Source organism: Terriglobia bacterium (assembly GCA_035712365.1).
Taxonomy (GTDB): Bacteria; Acidobacteriota; Terriglobia; order UBA7540; family UBA7540; genus SCRD01.
This window is the reverse complement of the sequence record DASTAW010000012.1, coordinates 1-16,392: the sequence shown is the minus strand read 5'-3', so window position 1 is coordinate 16,392 and position 16,392 is coordinate 1. Positions and strand designations below refer to the sequence as shown.

10 protein-coding genes are annotated in these 16,392 nt (G+C 58.7%); all 10 read left to right on the top strand.

What is annotated here, in order from left to right:
• Positions 1-82: 82 nt before the first annotated feature.
• The 10 genes from VFQ24_03465 (at position 83) to VFQ24_03420 (ending at position 15,849) form a co-directional block, all read left to right on the top strand.
• Entirely contained in the window at positions 83-1,042 is a 960-nt protein-coding gene (locus VFQ24_03465; protein ID HET9177394.1) for a TIM barrel protein, read from the top strand.
• Entirely contained in the window at positions 1,039-1,917 is an 879-nt protein-coding gene (locus VFQ24_03460) for an amidohydrolase family protein (GenBank protein ID HET9177393.1), read from the top strand. The genes VFQ24_03465 and VFQ24_03460 overlap by 4 nt, the downstream gene beginning before the upstream one ends.
• Before the next feature lie 338 nt (positions 1,918-2,255).
• A complete protein-coding gene (locus VFQ24_03455) occupies positions 2,256-3,050 on the top strand; it encodes a hypothetical protein (protein ID HET9177392.1) in 795 nt (264 codons plus the stop codon).
• Between the two features lie 685 nt (positions 3,051-3,735).
• Positions 3,736-5,289 carry a hypothetical protein gene (locus tag VFQ24_03450; GenBank protein ID HET9177391.1) on the top strand — a complete coding sequence of 518 codons (1,554 nt, stop codon included), beginning with the start codon at positions 3,736-3,738 and terminating at the stop codon, positions 5,287-5,289.
• A gap of 310 nt (positions 5,290-5,599) precedes the next feature.
• Complete coding sequence (locus tag VFQ24_03445) at positions 5,600-6,442, top strand: cytochrome c (protein HET9177390.1); 843 nt, start codon at positions 5,600-5,602, stop codon at positions 6,440-6,442.
• Positions 6,443-6,450: 8 nt separating this feature from the next.
• The gene (locus tag VFQ24_03440; protein HET9177389.1) at positions 6,451-8,103 is read left to right on the top strand and encodes an acido-empty-quinoprotein group A; all 1,653 of its coding nucleotides are present in this window, start codon (positions 6,451-6,453) and stop codon (positions 8,101-8,103) included.
• A 767-nt stretch (positions 8,104-8,870) separates the two neighbouring features.
• Positions 8,871-10,706, top strand: a complete 1,836-nt coding sequence (locus tag VFQ24_03435) for a fibronectin type III domain-containing protein (GenBank protein HET9177388.1) — start codon at positions 8,871-8,873, stop codon at positions 10,704-10,706.
• 241 nt (positions 10,707-10,947) lie between these two features.
• The gene (locus tag VFQ24_03430) at positions 10,948-12,165 is read left to right on the top strand and encodes a hypothetical protein (protein HET9177387.1); all 1,218 of its coding nucleotides are present in this window, start codon (positions 10,948-10,950) and stop codon (positions 12,163-12,165) included.
• 490 nt (positions 12,166-12,655) lie between these two features.
• Positions 12,656-14,623, top strand: coding sequence for an AAA family ATPase (locus VFQ24_03425; protein HET9177386.1), 1,968 nt, complete (start codon positions 12,656-12,658; stop codon positions 14,621-14,623).
• Positions 14,624-15,075: 452 nt separating this feature from the next.
• Positions 15,076-15,849 (top strand): ferritin-like domain-containing protein, encoded by a 774-nt coding sequence (locus VFQ24_03420; GenBank protein HET9177385.1) that lies wholly within the window; start codon positions 15,076-15,078, stop codon positions 15,847-15,849.
• Positions 15,850-16,392 lie beyond the last annotated feature (543 nt).

Here is a 16,392-nt window from a genome sequence, read left to right as displayed (position 1 = left end):
AATTTGCGAAGCGAGAAATATATGCCGGCTGCGGTTTATGCGATTGACACACGGCACGGCGGCTCATAATATGAGGCGCACCATGGGCATCGACCGCCGCACTTTCCTTGCTGCGCTCCCGACTCTATCGGCATCGCTGGCCGCTGCAACGTCCCTGCCGGCGAACCGGAACGTCACGTGGGCGCTCTCTACCGGATTGTGGGACCATTATCCTCCGTGCCCTTTCACCGACATTCTCGATGTGATGAAAGAGACGGGCTTCACGGGCGTCCGCCTGACAGGATTTCCCCGCCTGCTTGAGCGCTACGGATTGACCAAAGCGCAAATGCATCGCGAACTATCAAAGCGGAATCTTCATGTGGTCACGGTTTCCTGGGGTGGGCCGCTCTGCGATCCCGCGCGGCGCCGGCAGGTACTGGAAAGCGCGCGGACCGCGATGAAGTTTCTGGCGGATTTTGGCGCCAATCATCTGGTGGTATTCTCGCCTGGGCGTACGCGGCCGGGAGCGAATACGCCTGCCGCTTTCCGAGAGTTGTGCGCCCGATGCAACCAGATTGGAGAGCTTGCAGGCGGGATGGGATTCACCGCCGGGCTGCACAACCATCTGGGCCAAATGGTCCAGACTCAGGAGGAAGTTGACCGGTTCATGGCCATGACCGACCCCAAGCTGTTCGGCCTCTCTCCCGACACAGCCCATCTGTATCTTGCGGGTTGTGATGTCGTGGGAACCTTGAAACGCTATGAGCGCCGCATCCAATTCCTGGATTATAAGGATGCGAGGTGGACCACGCCAGCCAGTGACTGGGTGCTGCCGAACGGTAAAGTGCTGCCGAAGGATTCAGCGAATGCGCGCTTTTATGCCAGCATCTACGACCTCGGCGATGGGAGTGTTGACTTTCCGGGGTGCCACCGCGTTTTGAAAAGTGTGGATTACCGTGGGTGGATTTGCGTTGATCTCGACACCGCCCGCCACGGACCGCTGGCCGACTATGAGCGGTGCGGCGCCTACGTGGCCAGAAAATTGGAGCCGATCTACTTATGAACCGCCGCGATTTTCTAGCTGGATCTCTTGTGCTGGCATTGCCAAAAACCACGCCCAAATTCCGCATTCTCGATCCTCACGTTCACGTCTGGGTGAATGATCCGCACTACCCGTGGGCAAGGCAGACAACCGGTCCGCCCAAAGACAATGAAACTCCATCGATGCTCTTGGATTTGATGAAGGCCAACGGAGTCGCGCGAACCGTTCTCGTGCAGTACATCGGCTACCGGTGGGACAATCGCTACACTCTCGATTCCATGAAGAAGCATCAGCCGTACTTCAGGGCTGTATGCCGCGTGGACCCCCTTGATCCCGCCGCGCCCGATCAACTTTCAAAGCTCACTGAACAGGGATTCCATGGCGTGCGGCTTAGCCCCTCCGGCGATGCCAGCGGCGATTGGATCAAGGGACGTCTCATGCCGCCGCTCTGGAAGCGCGCTGAGTTGCTCAAAGTCCCGATGCAGATTTATGCCCCGATCACGCGAATGCCGGACCTCGTCTCTTTGATGGCCCAGTGTCCCAGGCTTGACGTGGTGATTGACCACATGGCTGACTGCCCCATTGATCAGCCGAAGGAATTGGAAAAGCTGATTACACTGGCGCGCTTTCCGCGTGTGTTTGTAAAAATCTCGCACACCTGGTCGATTTCCCGGCAGCCGTATCCCTGGCTTGACGCACAGGAATACGTGAAGCGCCTTTATGCGGCCTACGGCCCCGGGCGCCTGATGTGGGGAACGGATTGGCCCGTCTGTAAAAAGTGGACCACTTACGAGAAGACGTTGACTGTGGTTCGGGACGACATGAAGTTCCTCAACCAGAGAGACAAGAGCTGGATCCTCTCGAAAACCGTCGAGCGCGTTTGGCCATTCCCTTGACTACGACGAACTGAGACCCCGCGATCGATGGGACCCGCAAGTTAAGATATGCGGAGGTTTGCGTGACACTTGCCTTGTAGCGTCTGCGGCCTCGCGAAGTGAGGGGTTACCGCCGTCGCGCATCGTTCCCTCCAGGAATCGCAGAGCCTAGAAATCAGGCTCTGCCCCAGCCGCGTCCGTAAGGCGCAGGGGTGTTCGCCTGCCTGCCGTGTCCGCGAGAACAAGCGGCGCGGGAAATGGAGAGTGGCCTGGTAAATCAAAGCAGAAAGCTGAAGGTGAGGGCGAGTAAGCGGGGGGCACCAACTCTGAGGAGAACAATGGGTGCGGAAGGAGGAGGCATGAATTATGGCGCTGGAGAGCAAATAGTTGACATCGAGGATCCGTTAACTTGGCCTGGAGCTCTCTGCAATGTACTAACGAACTCCAAAGACGTGCTTTCAGACTACGAGGCCAGGATGCGTGAAGTTGACCGCATACCCGGCGAGCGCTTTAGGTTCCCGAAGAGCGAGATTGCAGATGGGAGAAGGAAAGTAGTGGAGAGGGCCAACGTATTTGTTGCCGCAGCAAGAATTCTAGGATTCCACTGTACACGGCTCTTACCGTACGAAGCGGAATCGGTGAGGCAGGAGGGCTTGAAGCTCTCATCGCCAGAATTCTTACGTGACCGGATCGAAAGAGCTGTGAAAGAAGATCACCTTCCGAGAGCGCTGGCAGACGCCTTGTTGGAGAAGAATCAGGCCGATGACCCGAATAGGCTCGGCATGGTCGGGTTTGTGAACGCTCGGTCGCTCCTTAAAAATGTGAGTTGCGTCCATAGATTCTTTGAATCGTGGGGAGGTGAGGGCCTTTACAATTCGCACGAGGATGATCACATAACCGGGCCAGTTTTGAAACAAATAGGCGAGCCGCACGTCGTCGTGGCCGCGCTGCCCGCAAAAGCGTTACACACGGGCTCGGAACTCGGTGAATATTTCATCAACGCCTTTTTGCGATCAATCGGCTTGAGAACTAAGGGCTACGCAGAGTTCGAGAGCTACGTGACGAAGCCTGTGAGTAAGGAGCAGATCCTCGCCGTTATTGGCTCGTCGGATTGGAGATTCACCCTACTTACCGGAGATGCGCTTTGCGGGTAGATACCGGGAACGATTACGCGTTTAGCTGGGCGGTGGCTCCGCCCACCGCTGACCCAGGCCGTTCGAGCGGTTGAGGTTCGGAAAGAAAGTTTATACAATCACGCAGATTTCTTTCGAATTCCGCCTAGTCATGAGCGGCAAGGGGGGACATTTGCTTTCGTGGTTTCGACAGCTAGGACGCAAGGCGAGCGCGACCTCGGCTCCGCCGACTGAAGAAGTCAAAAATGCGACCGAGCCGACTACCTCGCCGACAACCCACGTTGCTATTAGCGCGGCCCGGACCTTCGGCCGCTCCAGTGACGCCGTGGATTATCTATCTACGCCCTCTGTTGTGGCGTACTTCGACGCGCGCGAGTGCGAAGCGTTCTACGAGGCCCTTAAGCGAGTCGGCCCTCGACGCGATTTCCACGAACGCTTGGGAGCTACGCTGGAACTATTCATTGACCTAACAGGCTCATCTTCGGGCGCCGCAGCGGTTGATCGCGTCATTTCCGAGTCACTCCAGGTCGGGCAATCGGGAAGAGGGCGCATCGGTGCTACGCCTCTCGAGGTCGCGCGCGCAAAATATCGTGGGGGAATTGAACTGCTTCGCCTCAGCGAGCCTTTGACCTACGACTCGCTACGGTCCGCCTACCGAAGCGCCGCACTGCGGAACCATCCCGATGCCGGCGGCTCGCACAATGCCATGGTGGAAGTGAATGAGGCGTTCCATTTTGTTCACATCCTTTTACGAGAGAGACAAATAGGAGCAGCGGGAGCAGAGTTGGAGGTAGACGAAACTTCGGTTGCGAACGAGGTGTCCGACTGCGCTGCTTATCGGTACAAATGTGGAGAGATGCTCTTCCTGACCGCCCTCGATGATTGGAACATCGATACAGCTTTCACCTGGCTAGAACAAGTTACCTCGCCTAAATGGCAACAATCGAGTTATGCAAGTCACCCTTGGAGGTGGTTGGCTCTCACGGAGCCAGCTGGGAAGCTCGCAACTCGTCTGTCCCTCGCGGGCCTCAGTGAACAAGCATCCAGAGCCCTTGCCATCGCTCGCAGGGGCCTACAAGAGGCTGAGAAGCAGGGCCTCAAGTATGAAGTGTACGTGCGCGAACCTGAAGAGGTTATGGCTGGCGAAAGACGGGCACAGGTAGTTCTGAACCACAAACGCCAAGCGGATAACGCCCTGCGGCTAGGATTAATTGATGCGAGCCAATATCGAAAGACAATTGAACGACTGGCGCAATCTGCGGCCAATGACCAAGTGTACGAGGAGGACCTGCGTCATTTCTTAGCGGGCCAGGGATTCCTTCGGGAACTGTCGACGGATCACATCGCACGAGGCAAGACGCCGAAGAGCCAATTTGTGCCAGAGCCCGGATACTATGTCACGCGGATCACCCAGCTTACCGATGACCAGCAAGGGGAGTATTTGATCGCATTTAGTGATCAAACGACTTTACCCCTTGTCCGCAAGTACACCTTCGTCAGAATCATGAGTCTCCTTGAGTCGGTGCTGCTGAACCCCGGGTCTCTCGATGAAGTTGCGGCGGAGCATGAGACGCAACTACTCGCGGCGATCCACGGCGGGACCGGGAGCTCTTACGGGTCCGAGGTCGCGGAGGTAATTGCCCTTCTTCGTGACGAGCCACTTTCGGATCGGCAGGCAAGGGCCAAGTTGATCGCGGAGATCAGCCAGAACCGGGACACCGCCATGAAGGGTGCCGGAATTACGCTGACTATCGGAGACGGGTCCCCGTTGGGAGTGCCACTGACGCCGGATTACTTCAAGGCGATCCTTCTGCCCATTGACAGGCTACGGATAATGCAGAGGACAGGACGCCTCCCCGAGAGCGAAGAGGACCAGTGCGAGCGCGAGGCGTGGCTTCGCGAGTCAGAAGTGTTCCGCAGAGCGGAGTACACAGCCGCGCAGCGGAGAGCCTTCGGCGCGATGGACATTGCAAAGGCGAATCCCGAAGCAGCGATTAAAGTGTTCAGCGAACATTGCGAATATCTGCTCACCCTTGGCAGGTCGATGGTGCACGTCCAGGAACTCCAGGTTGGTTACTGGGTGGATCGACTTACAGGCGCACTTGTGCGGCTCAAGCGCTGGCGGGAAGCACAACAGTGGCTTCAGAGATATTTTGCCCTTCCGCAGCGATACAGGGACCGCTCCAGTCCATCCGAAGAGGATCGCCTTGAGAAACGTCTCGACAGGTGCGCAAAGATGCTTCACGGGGACAACGTGTAGACTTTCTCTTTTCGTGCGTAGCGCCGTTCTTGTGATATGGGCGGTTTCCTCTTGCAGCATATTTCCCCGTCAGCGGCGGCACAGCTTCGCTTGGGCGAATTCGGGCTGGCGGACTTTTGGAAATAGCAGTATGATTACCGTTTTCTTACGGCTGGTTGCGGAGCAGGATTGCTGCAGGTATTCGCTCCGGGGCTTTGAAGAACCATCACTCAATCGAGCCGGCGGTTCAATCGCAGTCCTCGCTGTGTGTCTCGGCAGCATTCTCGGGAACTCCGGCCGGCGCCAACATCACCATGTGAGATGGTCCGATATGAATGTGAGGAAAAACAGAGCAGCAGCGGCCAGCACAGTCTGGAAAGCTCTGCCATTTGCCTTGGCCCTGGCCATGATCGCGCTTGCGCCCGTGCCGGCGCTGTCGCAGGAGAACCCTGCACCGGCGGCAAGGCATCGCCGGAGGAGGGCTGAATTGAAGCCTACGCCGGCGGTGGAACGCGGCCAGAAAACCTTCGGCGCGAACTGCGCCTTCTGCCACGGGGAGGATGCAACCGGCGGGCGCGGGCCGGACCTGGTTCGCTCGCCGCTGGTGGCGCACGACAAAGCCGGAGACCAGATTGGCCCGGTGATCCTGAATGGCCGGCCCAGCAAAGGCATGCCGCCCCTCCATCTGAGCAACGCCCAGATTAAGGATATCGCGGAGTTTCTGCATTATCGGCAGGCGGAAGCTCTGGCGTCCGCGGGAGTGCCGAGCGACTATGCGCTCAAGTGGATGCTGACCGGCAATGCCGCCGCCGGCAAAGAGTTCTTCAACGGGGCGGGGAAGTGCAAGGACTGCCATTCGCCCACCGGCGACCTCGCGTACGTCGCAACCAAGTACCAGCCGCTGGAACTGGAATCGCAGATGCTTTATCCCCGACAAGCGAAACGCACCGTCACGGTGACGCTGCCCTCCGGCGAAACGCTCGAGGGTCCGCTCGATCATCTGGATGAGTTCACCGTGGCGCTGCACGATTCCGCAGGATGGTATCGCTCATTCCCGCTCGATCAGGTCAAGGTGAGCGTACATGATCCGCTTGCCGCGCATCGCCAGCTTTTGGACGTGCTGACCCAGGCGGACGTTCACAACCTCTTTGCATATATGGAAACGTTGAAATGAGAACGCTGATGACACCTCATCGCCCTGCCAGCCCCGGGCTTGTACGCGGGCTCGCGCTGAATCGAATCTCAGGATATTGCCTGGCCATAACTTGCTGCCTGCTGCTCGCCGCGCCCGCTCTGCCTGCGCAGGGATTGACTGGCCAGACCCTGCTGGAGCCGCCAACCACTGCCTGGCCCACCTATAACGGCGATTATTCCGGGCGCCGCTACAGCACGCTCGACCAAATCAACTCCTCGAACGTCCACTCGCTGAGCCTGGCATGGCTCTACGCCACCGGCACGCAGGCCATCAAATCAACTCCGCTGGAAGTGAACGGCATTCTTTATCTCACGGTGCCCGACAACGTCTGGGCGGTTGATGCCCGCACAGGGCGCGAGATCTGGCACTACTACCGGCAGTCGGAGGGCGACCACATCGGCAATCGCGGGGTGGCCATGTGGCATGACCGGCTCTACCTTACGACGCCGGATGCGCAACTGGTCTGCCTGAACGCCAAAGACGGAAAGCAAATCTGGATTGTCAAGCTTGCCGACGCCGATCTCAAATATTTCGCGACCATGTCGCCGCTGGTGGTGCGCGACCATGTGATTGCGGGCGTCTCGGGCGATGTGACAGACATTCCCGGGTTCCTCGATTCGATTGATCCGGCGACGGGCAAGCTGCAGTGGCGCTGGTGGGTTGAGCCTCTGCCGGGCGAAAAGGGCGCCAATACCTGGCCCAACGTGGAAGCCATGCGGCATGGCGGCGGCATGACGTGGATGACCGGCACTTACGATCCCGAGCTCAATCTGCTCTATTGGGGCACGGGAAATCCCAATCCCGTGCTGGTGGGCTCCGCGCGGGAGGGCGCGAACCTCTATACGTGCTCGATTGTGGCGCTCAATCCGGACACCGGCAAAATGGTCTGGTACTACCAGGCTTCTCCCCACGACGTTCACGACTGGGACAACGTGGAGACGCCGGTGCTGTTCGACGGCGAGTTCAACGGCAAGCCGATGCACCTGCTGGGACAAGCCGCGCGCAATTCCTTTTTCTTCCTGCTTGACCGCACCAACGGCAAGCATCTGCTGACCGCTCCGTTCATCGATCAGACATGGTCTTCCTCCTATGATGCCGAGGGCCATCCCATCCCCAAACCGCACACAGCTCCGTCGCCTGACGGTGCGCTGGTGGCGCCCGCAACGGGAGGCGGCACCAACTGGATGGCGCCCAGCTACGATCCGCAGACGGGCCTGTTCTACGTCACTGCAACCCGGACCTTCAGCATCTACTACCTGACGGCGCGCGGCAAAGCCGAAGGCTGGGGCGGACGCGATCGCGGACTGTGGGACGACACGGCGACTCGCGCCATCGACTACAAGACGGGCAAGATCGCCTGGACGCACGAACTCGGCCGCGGCGGTTCCAGCGCCGGCAACCTGTCAACCGCCGGGCGCCTGTTGTTCACCGCGGACAATGCCGGCAATCTGCTGGCGCTTGATCCGGCCACGGGCAAGACGTTGTGGCACCTGAACGCCGGTGGGACCATGGAGAATTCGCCCATGACCTACATGCTCGATGGGCGGCAGTACGTGGTGGTGGCGGCCCAGGACCGGCTGATGGCCTTTGCGTTGCCTGGGCAGCCATCGGCGCCGGGCATGCAGTCAGCCGAGCGTTGAGCGCGAGCGGGAAATCGCAATTTTTACCCACTGCTCCAAAGATCAACAACTTCTGCAAGAAGCCGCACGAAACACTGTCTGGTTTTATAATAACATACCTATTATCAATAACCTACAATTTTAGGAATTTTTGTCCCAAACGTCCCATTTGTCCCATTTGGCGGTAATTCGAGGCTGATTCTAGCCTATGTTAGGAAGCTACATAACGCTCCCGCCGGCCAAGCCTGGCCCCGCGCCGCTTACCGCACTTTTCTGCCGCCCGCCGAACCGCGCCGGGGGTCTTTCACTGCCGGTCCCTTGCTTCGCCTGGTTTGCCCCCTGGGCAAACTCGACACCAGCGTTCCCCGTGGACCGTACCTCCGCTCCTGAAATGACACGCCATCGCCTGTGGCCCGCGCTCGCCTCGCCAGTGCAGATTCGGCGTGCTGCATTTTTTAGTTCGAACGGCCCATTCGAGAGGACGCACATCCAAGCGGCGAGTTCCTGTGAAACAGGAGTCCCGGCGATAGCTGCTGTTCAGACCGCGGAAACGGCGTGTGACCGGCAGGTTAGGAACCAGGGTAAATGCCTGCCGATGGCGAGCAACGCCGTCCTGTCCGGGATTATGTACAAGGTATTGACACTCCAGTTACTTCATGCTAATACTTGGCGAGTCCCTTAGATCTAAGGAACCCGAACGCACCACGGCGAAAAAGAAAATCGCATAACAAGCTTGCGGGCGCAGTGGGATTGGGGAGGACGCCTGCTGAGAAACGAGGATTACTCTCATGATGAAGCCTCCCCAGAACCTGACTGCGGTCTACAATTCGGGCACCATTGTCGTCACGTGGCAAGTCGCCCCCACCTCGGACACTCCCACAGAAATCGTCGTCACTCTCAACAACAAGATCACCGGCGTGCAACAAAATCTGCCCGGCAACACCGCCGGTATCACTTTCCAAAGTTCCACGGTCAGCCACTTTGCCGGCACGCTGGTCAGCGTCTACGTCACGTTCATCAGCAGCACGGCCCACGATAGCGCGACGGCGCCGACCAGCGTCACGGTCCCCGCCAACGGCGCGGCGCCTCCTTCGCAGCCCCAGATACCCGGGCACTACAAGGTGCCGCCGCCGATCAACCTGAGCGTGATGCCGAACCCTGCCACGCATTCGGTCAATTTCGAATGGCAAAACCAGGGGCCCTATTCCGGCAGCGCGTATGACAAGGTAATCGTGCTCTGGGGCAGGACGAGCGACCCTCTGCCCTACCATGCGCAGTTTGACTTAAGCGGCAACGCGCAGCAGGCAACGCTTGGCCCCATTTATCCCAACACCGCCTACACGTTTCAGGTAGAGGGCGGAGTCACGGCGGGTCTGGCTGGTTACACTTACTCGGGCTGGTCAAGCCTGCCCTGGGTCTCGCCCGCCGGCTCCGTCCCGGACGTCGGCTGGTTCCGTAACTGGTTTTCAATCCACCCGGAGGCGCCACTCGAGCCGTCGAACCCGCGCCTGCTCCCCGGCAAGAGCGTCACAGCGCTCTGGCGCGATGGCACCAGCGACCTTCACCTTGACCTGTTTCTGGCGGGCGGCATTCCCACTCTCGGAGAGACCTGGTCCGCCTGGTGGCAGCCCAATGCAGCCTGGCAGCCCTGGTTCAATCCCGGCAACGCCGTCTGGGCCCAAAACGTCAGCGTGATGCCTGGCGCGAAGGTCACTGCCCTGTGGCGCCCGGGCAGCAAGCACCTCGATCTGTTCGCCACCGCCAACAACGGCGACGTGTGGAGCACGTGGTGGGAAAACGGTCCCGGGTGGCAGGAGTGGTTTCTGGTCCACCCCCAGACCCGGCTGCAGCGCGGCGCGCCCGTCACTGCCGTCTGGCGCCCGAACAGCAATCATCTTGACCTTTTTGCCACGGGCGCTTCAGGGCCGATTGGCATGGTGTGGAGCACCTGGTGGGAGCCGGACAAAGGCTGGCAGCCGTGGTTCACGGTCAGCAACGCTGTGTGGGCCCCCAATGTCAGCGTCAAGCCGGGGGCGGAGGTCGCCGCTCTGTGGACCGCTGGAGGCAACCACCTCGACCTGTTTGCCACCGCCAACGATGGCTCGGCCTGGAGCACCTGGTGGGACACCAACAATGGCTGGCAGAACTGGTTTGCCATCGATCCGGCCACCAAGCTCGCGCCCGGCGCACCCATCACGGCGCTCTGGTCATCGGCCGAAACGCTGGAGCTTTTTGCAACTTCCGGCGACGGAACGGTGCTCGGCACGCATTGGGACGCGGCGCACGCCTGGCGTGCGTGGTCGGCCGTGATGGGGAACAGCGTCAAGCTGCAGCCCGCAGCGGACGTCACCGTGGTCCGGGGCCCGCAGCTTGGCTACACACTGCAGGCTTTCGGGACGGCGCCGGACGGCGTTGTCTGGAACAACTCCCGGCTTGGTATCTATCCGGAGGCCCTGTGGCAGTCATGGATACCGGTCCATCCTGAGACGGCCATGTTGCCCGGCGCCACCGTCGCAGCTCTCCTGCGGCCCAGCGATTACGATTCCAATCACCTCGACCTGTTCGCCAGGGCCAGCGACGGCTCGGTATGGTCCATCTGGTGGGAGTCCGGCTATTATGACTGAGCCGCTTTGGGGGCTGGGATTGCGCGGCCGCACACATTGCAAACGCCGCGACGTGTGCGCCTGCGTGGAATTTGAAATTTGTTCGTAGCGGCGATCCCGTCGTGCGGGATCACTGCATGGCGGCGTGAAGCCGCCGCTACAAACCGCCAGTTGCAAACCGGAAACCAAGCAGATCCCGTGTTGATCCAGGTCAAGTTCGACCCAAGACCGAATTGCCTTCAGGCCAAGAAAGGAAATTGAAATGAGAGCCACACTGAAATTCTTCTCGATTCTTGTCTTCTCGATTGCAATCTCCTCACCGCTATTTGGGCAAGCCGGCACGTGCAGCGGAATGAGTCTCGGGCAGGGAGCCAGCCTCAACGGGTTTGTTCCTTTTCAGAGTTCGAGCCTTTGGAATACTGACATCTCCATGGCCGCAGTCGATCCGAATTCGAACAACTACATCAATTTCATCGGCGCATCCGTAACTCTGCATCCCGATTTCGGCGCAGGAACTTTCCACAACCAGACCATCGGCATTCCCTATCAGGTTGTGGCCGGGACGCAGGCCAAGGTGCCGATTGTTTTCGGCCTTTATCCTGATGAAAGCGATCCCGGGCCCATGCCCATCCCCTCGAACGCCCTGATTGAAGGATATCCGAAGCCCGGCAATGGCGATCGTCACGTGCTGGTGCTTGAAAAGGACGGCTGCTGGCTTTATGAACTTTTCCATGCCAGTCTGCAGAAAAACGGCAATTGGATGGCCGACTCATCCGCCGTCTGGGACATGACCATCAACGAGCAGCGGCCCTATACCTGGACTTCCGCCGACGCCGCCGGGCTCCCCGTGTTCGTGGGCCTGGCGCGCTATGATGAGGTGGCGGCCGGGGCCATCAATCACGCGCTGCGATTCACCGTCCCCACGTCGCAAAAAGCCTTTGTGCTGCCGGCAACTCACTGGGCCTCAACCACCACCAATCCCAACGCGCCGCCCATGGGACTGCGGCTGCGGCTGAAAGCGTCTTTCAATATTACGGGCTTCCCCGCAGACGACCAGGTGATCCTCAACGCGCTCAAGAAATACGGAATGATTCTCGCTGACAACGGCAGCGCCATCTTCATCAGCGGAGCGCCGGACAACCGCTGGAACAACAACGATCTGAACCTGCTCAAGACGATCACGGCATCCAGTTTTGAAGTTGTCGATACGGGAACCATCTACACGCCCGCCAATGTTCCCACCGGGCCGTCGCCCACCATCTCGAGCTTCACGGCCAATCCGCCGAATGCCGCGCCCGGCCAGATGGTCACGCTGAGCTGGTCAACCAGCGGGCAGCTCTACAACATCATTTCTCCGCAGATCGGGCCGGTGCGGGGAACCAGCATCATCATTACACCCGGCGCCACTACAACCTATACGCTCAATTCCACCAACCAGTTCGGCCGCACAACCGCGACCGTGACCGTCACCGTGCAGTAGAGAGGCAGGAGCTGGAAGGCGATGAGAATGAAGTAGCACAGCCACTCCTGGCTGTGGACTTAGGCCCAGGCAAGAGTGCCTGTACCACGGGCGCCTCCTGCTGACCGCCTTCGTAGTTCCCAATTTGGAATTGTTTCCAGAAACTATTTGCGGTAGACTCTGCCGGACTATTTTTGCGGCGAACGGCGGCCGCGCCAAAGGGAATTGGGCCGCAGGGGAACGATCCTCAACACGTGACACGTTCAACTGCTGAAACCCTCGGCCCAATCAAAAACAAGCTGACGACGGGAAACCCAAATCTGAGCCTCCAGTTCAACCGCTCCCACCGCCCTGTTTCCCGTCAGCTTGATTCGCAAGAGCGCGCGCCGCGTGCAGGCGAGACGCTCAGCGAGGTGGGCACCGATCCGTGAAAATGGGGGCGGACCTCGAGCCTGGAGGCGCGTGTTAGTGGCCGCGGAGCAGACACCGTTTAAAGCACAGGAGACCAACCTTGATAAAACTGATCAGAGCCCACGTCTTTAAGTACAAATCGATCGAGGACTCCTCGCCCGTCCAAATCGACGAGAATGTGACAGTCCTCGTCGGCAAGAACGAGTCGGGGAAGAGCGCTTTCCTTGAAGCACTGCACAAAGCCCTGCCTCTCACGAGCGCAAAATTCGACTACGTGTTTGACTACCCGCGCAAGGACTACGTTCGCTATAGAAGTCAACACGAGGCAAAATCGTATGCAAACGCTGTGGAACTTACGTTCCGAATCGAGAAGAACCTTGCTCAAAGGATCAATAATGAGGTCTTCGAAGGGTCGGAGGTGGTTCCTCCGGGGCATCTCTTCATGCGGACGACAACATACGGGAATACCAGTACCCTCAGTCTTGAGCTGAACCAAGAGGGGGCCCTCGCAGCTTCCAGGAAGCGGCTCCGGGGAATTGAATGTGTAGAAGAAGTCTTCGCCGATGCGAAACGCCTCGATGAGGTCGTGGAGAGGATAGAGAAAAAGGAACTCCCTGCCGACGGTACGCTTGCGGCCTTTGCAAAAGAGTGGCGCGACAGGTTTGCGAACCACTCAGCGAACTGGGACATGGTCGGCTGGCACATCTGGAATGCCTACCTCTCACCGTCACTTCCGCGCTTTTTCTACTTCGATGATTACAAGCTTCTCGAGGGGAAGATCAATCTTGAGGCTCTTAACCAGCGCAGGGCGAACAAGCAACTTACGGGGGCCGACGAAACGGCGTTGGGCCTTTTCGAACTAGCAGGAACCGACCTGCGTGAATTGATGAGCGAGCAAGGTTACGAAAACTCAAAGGCGAAATTGGAAGCAATCGGCCTTACAATCACTGAACAGGTCTTCGAATACTGGAAACAGAACACCGGCATCTGTGTGGAGTTTGACATTAAGGCAGACCCAACCGACTTGCCACCTTATAACAACGGGAAGAATTTGTACATCAGGGTTAAGAACCTACGCCACGGCGTGACCGTCCCCTTCGACCAGCGGAGCAAGGGCTTTATATGGTTCTTTAGCTTTATGGTCTGGTTTTCCGCAGTAAAGAGCAGACTCGGCACAGATAAAGAAATTATTCTTCTGCTTGACGAGCCTGGCTTGAGCCTCCATGCGCTCGCGCAGGCTGACTTTGTCAATTACATAGGCACACTTTCGAAGTCGCACCAGATCATTTACACCACACATTCACCCTTCATGGTCGAGAGTGATGGGCTACACAGAGTTCGGGTTGTCGAGGACCGGCCGAAGGAGGGAGCGAAAGTTTCGGGCGATCTCGTGGGGTCACGCGAGGATAGCCTATTCCCCCTGCAAGCGGCCCTCGGCTATTCAATTGCACAGAATCTCTTTATCGCGAAAAAGAACATCCTTCTGGAGGGTCCCTCTGACCTAATTCTGCTGCAGCATATGTCTGCCCTCCTTGAAAAAGTGGGGAAGCGCGGATTACTCGAAGGTGTCCTAGTTCCTGTGGGCGGGCTTGACAAGGTTGCTACCTTTGTTGCGCTCCTCGGCGCGAACAAACTGACGCTGGTCGTGCTGCACGATCGAGGGCGGGCGCCGCATCAAGGTATCGAGAACCTCATCCGGCAGAAACTTATCGAACGCAAGCGAATTTTTGACTATTCGATGTTTCGGGCGCAAAAAGGTCAGGAATCCGATCTCGAGGACCTCTTCCCCGAGAACATCTACATCCAGGCGTTCAACGCGTCGTATGCCAGCGAACTGGGGGGTGCGGCTATCGACCCCGCAGGACTTGGTCAGCACCCGCGCATTGTTGAGCGCATCAATCTGTGGCTAGAAGCGAGGCAGATCAGGCTCTTGAGAGATGGTGGCTTTAATCATTACCGCGTTGCCCAGGCATTATTGCCGATGCTAAGTGAGAGGTCGCTCTCCGTTCCGGACGTCGACCGGTTCGATGAGCTTTTCGGCTCCCTGAATGCCGCTCTCAGTGGGTAGAAGGTAGCCGCAGCGGGTAGCCACAGTCAGTGCCTTTGTGACTGTGGGCCCTTGGTGCAGGACGAACCCACGGTCAACCGAAAACATGATTGACCGTGGCTACCAGCTCCGGGCCTGCATTACCGCCTTTCACGTGAAGGCACCGGCGAACATTCCCAAGCATAATAAATTGCAAAATCCTGACGACGCTTTGACATTGTCGCGACCCGTATGATCTAACCTCCGAATTATCCCTTGGAAAAGAGGTGCGAGTGATTCCGTACCTGGATATGTGCTGGCGATAAGACCGTCGCGACCCGGGAAATGCCGCAGGCGCAGTGGCAGCCCCTTCGCAGCCTCCTTCGAACCAAATCGCAAGGTCGCGTTGGGATTCCAGGTACTCTATGCACGCGAGTCTGCGCCCAAAACGCGAAGGTGGGGCCTAAGATTACATTACCGGAAAGGAGCTAATGATGTCCGGACAACAAATTAATCGGAATCCTGAGCGAATCGAAAATATCCTTCAAACATCGGAAGCCTTTCGGGCGACGAGCACTCGGCGCAAGTTCATGCAGCGCATCCTGGCCGCTGGTGGTGGCGTTGCGGTGGGCGGGGCCGTGGGAACAGTCGCCTTGACCAGCAATGCGAAGCTGGCCCGCGCAGGCGGTGATCCCGTTACCGACTTTGGCAACGCCGCCGTTGGCGCAGAGCGCATTGGCATCGCCTTTTACAATAATGCCCTGGGGCAGGCATCGCCCTTTGGTGTTCCGGGCGATATGGCCAAGGGGACCCTTCTCAACAGCTCGCACCGGCTCTATTTCCAGGCGGCTGCCAACCAGGAAGATACGCATCGAGCCGTGCTGCAGGGCCTGGGATTGGCATTTCAATTCAGCGTCTTCCAGTTTCCTGCGGGGACATTTGATAGCGCAAAGGCCATGCTGGCCTTCGGCGAACAACTGGAATCCATCTTTATCGGTGCCTACCTGGGGGCGATCTCGGTTGCCGCCACCGCTGCGAATACTTTCATCGCCGAGGCGGCGGCTCAAATTGTAGGCATTGAATGCGAGCACCGGGTGCTCATCCGGGACATTGCCGGCGAAGATCCGCCCAACGACCGCTTTTTTGAGGGAGATGTCGGAGCACCCAGCAACGTGCTCGGGAACACCGGTACCCGCTCGACGGTTTACGCGACGGCTGCGGATGCCGTGAATGCCCTCCTGGCGTTGGGCATCACCCCCATAAGCTAAGGTCACCAGGCGGATCTCTGGCTGCATGGTCATGCTGGGCAAGCGGAGGGAGCAGCGTGGCTGGCGCAGATGCTCGCCTTGTAGCATCTGCGTTCTCGCGAAGCGAGAGGCCCTTGCTTGTTTTCATTCCACCCGGTCCATTGCGAGGATCGAGGGGTCCTTCAAAAAACAATATCTCCGCCTTGGCCACGGCCGCTCGCTCCCGTGATGCTGCGGCTCCTGCAGCGCGCCATTCTAGCCCCACTCAGCTTCGCTGACCGCAGACATTAAAAGTCAACGTCTGCGCCAGCCCCGGGGCTGGCGTCTGGGACGTTTCGGTGAGGCCGCATATATCGCAAACACCGCGACGAGTGCGCCAGCCGCGGCCCGCTGCGCGGGATCGCAGACACGACAAGGCACGTGTCTGATGTCATGAAGGGGGCGGCTCGAATCGAGTAGGATTTGGTTGTCGACTAAATCTTACGATCGAAAGGAGAGCCCCCGATGGAGAAGTTATATCTTGGCGTGGATTTACACAAGAGGAGTTGCTGGGTGACCGTCCTC

Coding starts and splice junctions, on each gene's coding strand:
- VFQ24_03465 (HET9177394.1), top strand. CDS start 83: ATGGGCATCGACCGCCGCACTTTCCTTGCTGCGCTCCCGACTCTATCG.
- VFQ24_03460 (HET9177393.1), top strand. CDS start 1,039: ATGAACCGCCGCGATTTTCTAGCTGGATCTCTTGTGCTGGCATTGCCA.
- VFQ24_03455 (HET9177392.1), top strand. CDS start 2,256: ATGAATTATGGCGCTGGAGAGCAAATAGTTGACATCGAGGATCCGTTA.
- VFQ24_03450 (HET9177391.1), top strand. CDS start 3,736: ATGGTGGAAGTGAATGAGGCGTTCCATTTTGTTCACATCCTTTTACGA.
- VFQ24_03445 (HET9177390.1), top strand. CDS start 5,600: ATGAATGTGAGGAAAAACAGAGCAGCAGCGGCCAGCACAGTCTGGAAA.
- VFQ24_03440 (HET9177389.1), top strand. CDS start 6,451: ATGACACCTCATCGCCCTGCCAGCCCCGGGCTTGTACGCGGGCTCGCG.
- VFQ24_03435 (HET9177388.1), top strand. CDS start 8,871: ATGATGAAGCCTCCCCAGAACCTGACTGCGGTCTACAATTCGGGCACC.
- VFQ24_03430 (HET9177387.1), top strand. CDS start 10,948: ATGAGAGCCACACTGAAATTCTTCTCGATTCTTGTCTTCTCGATTGCA.
- VFQ24_03420 (HET9177385.1), top strand. CDS start 15,076: ATGTCCGGACAACAAATTAATCGGAATCCTGAGCGAATCGAAAATATC.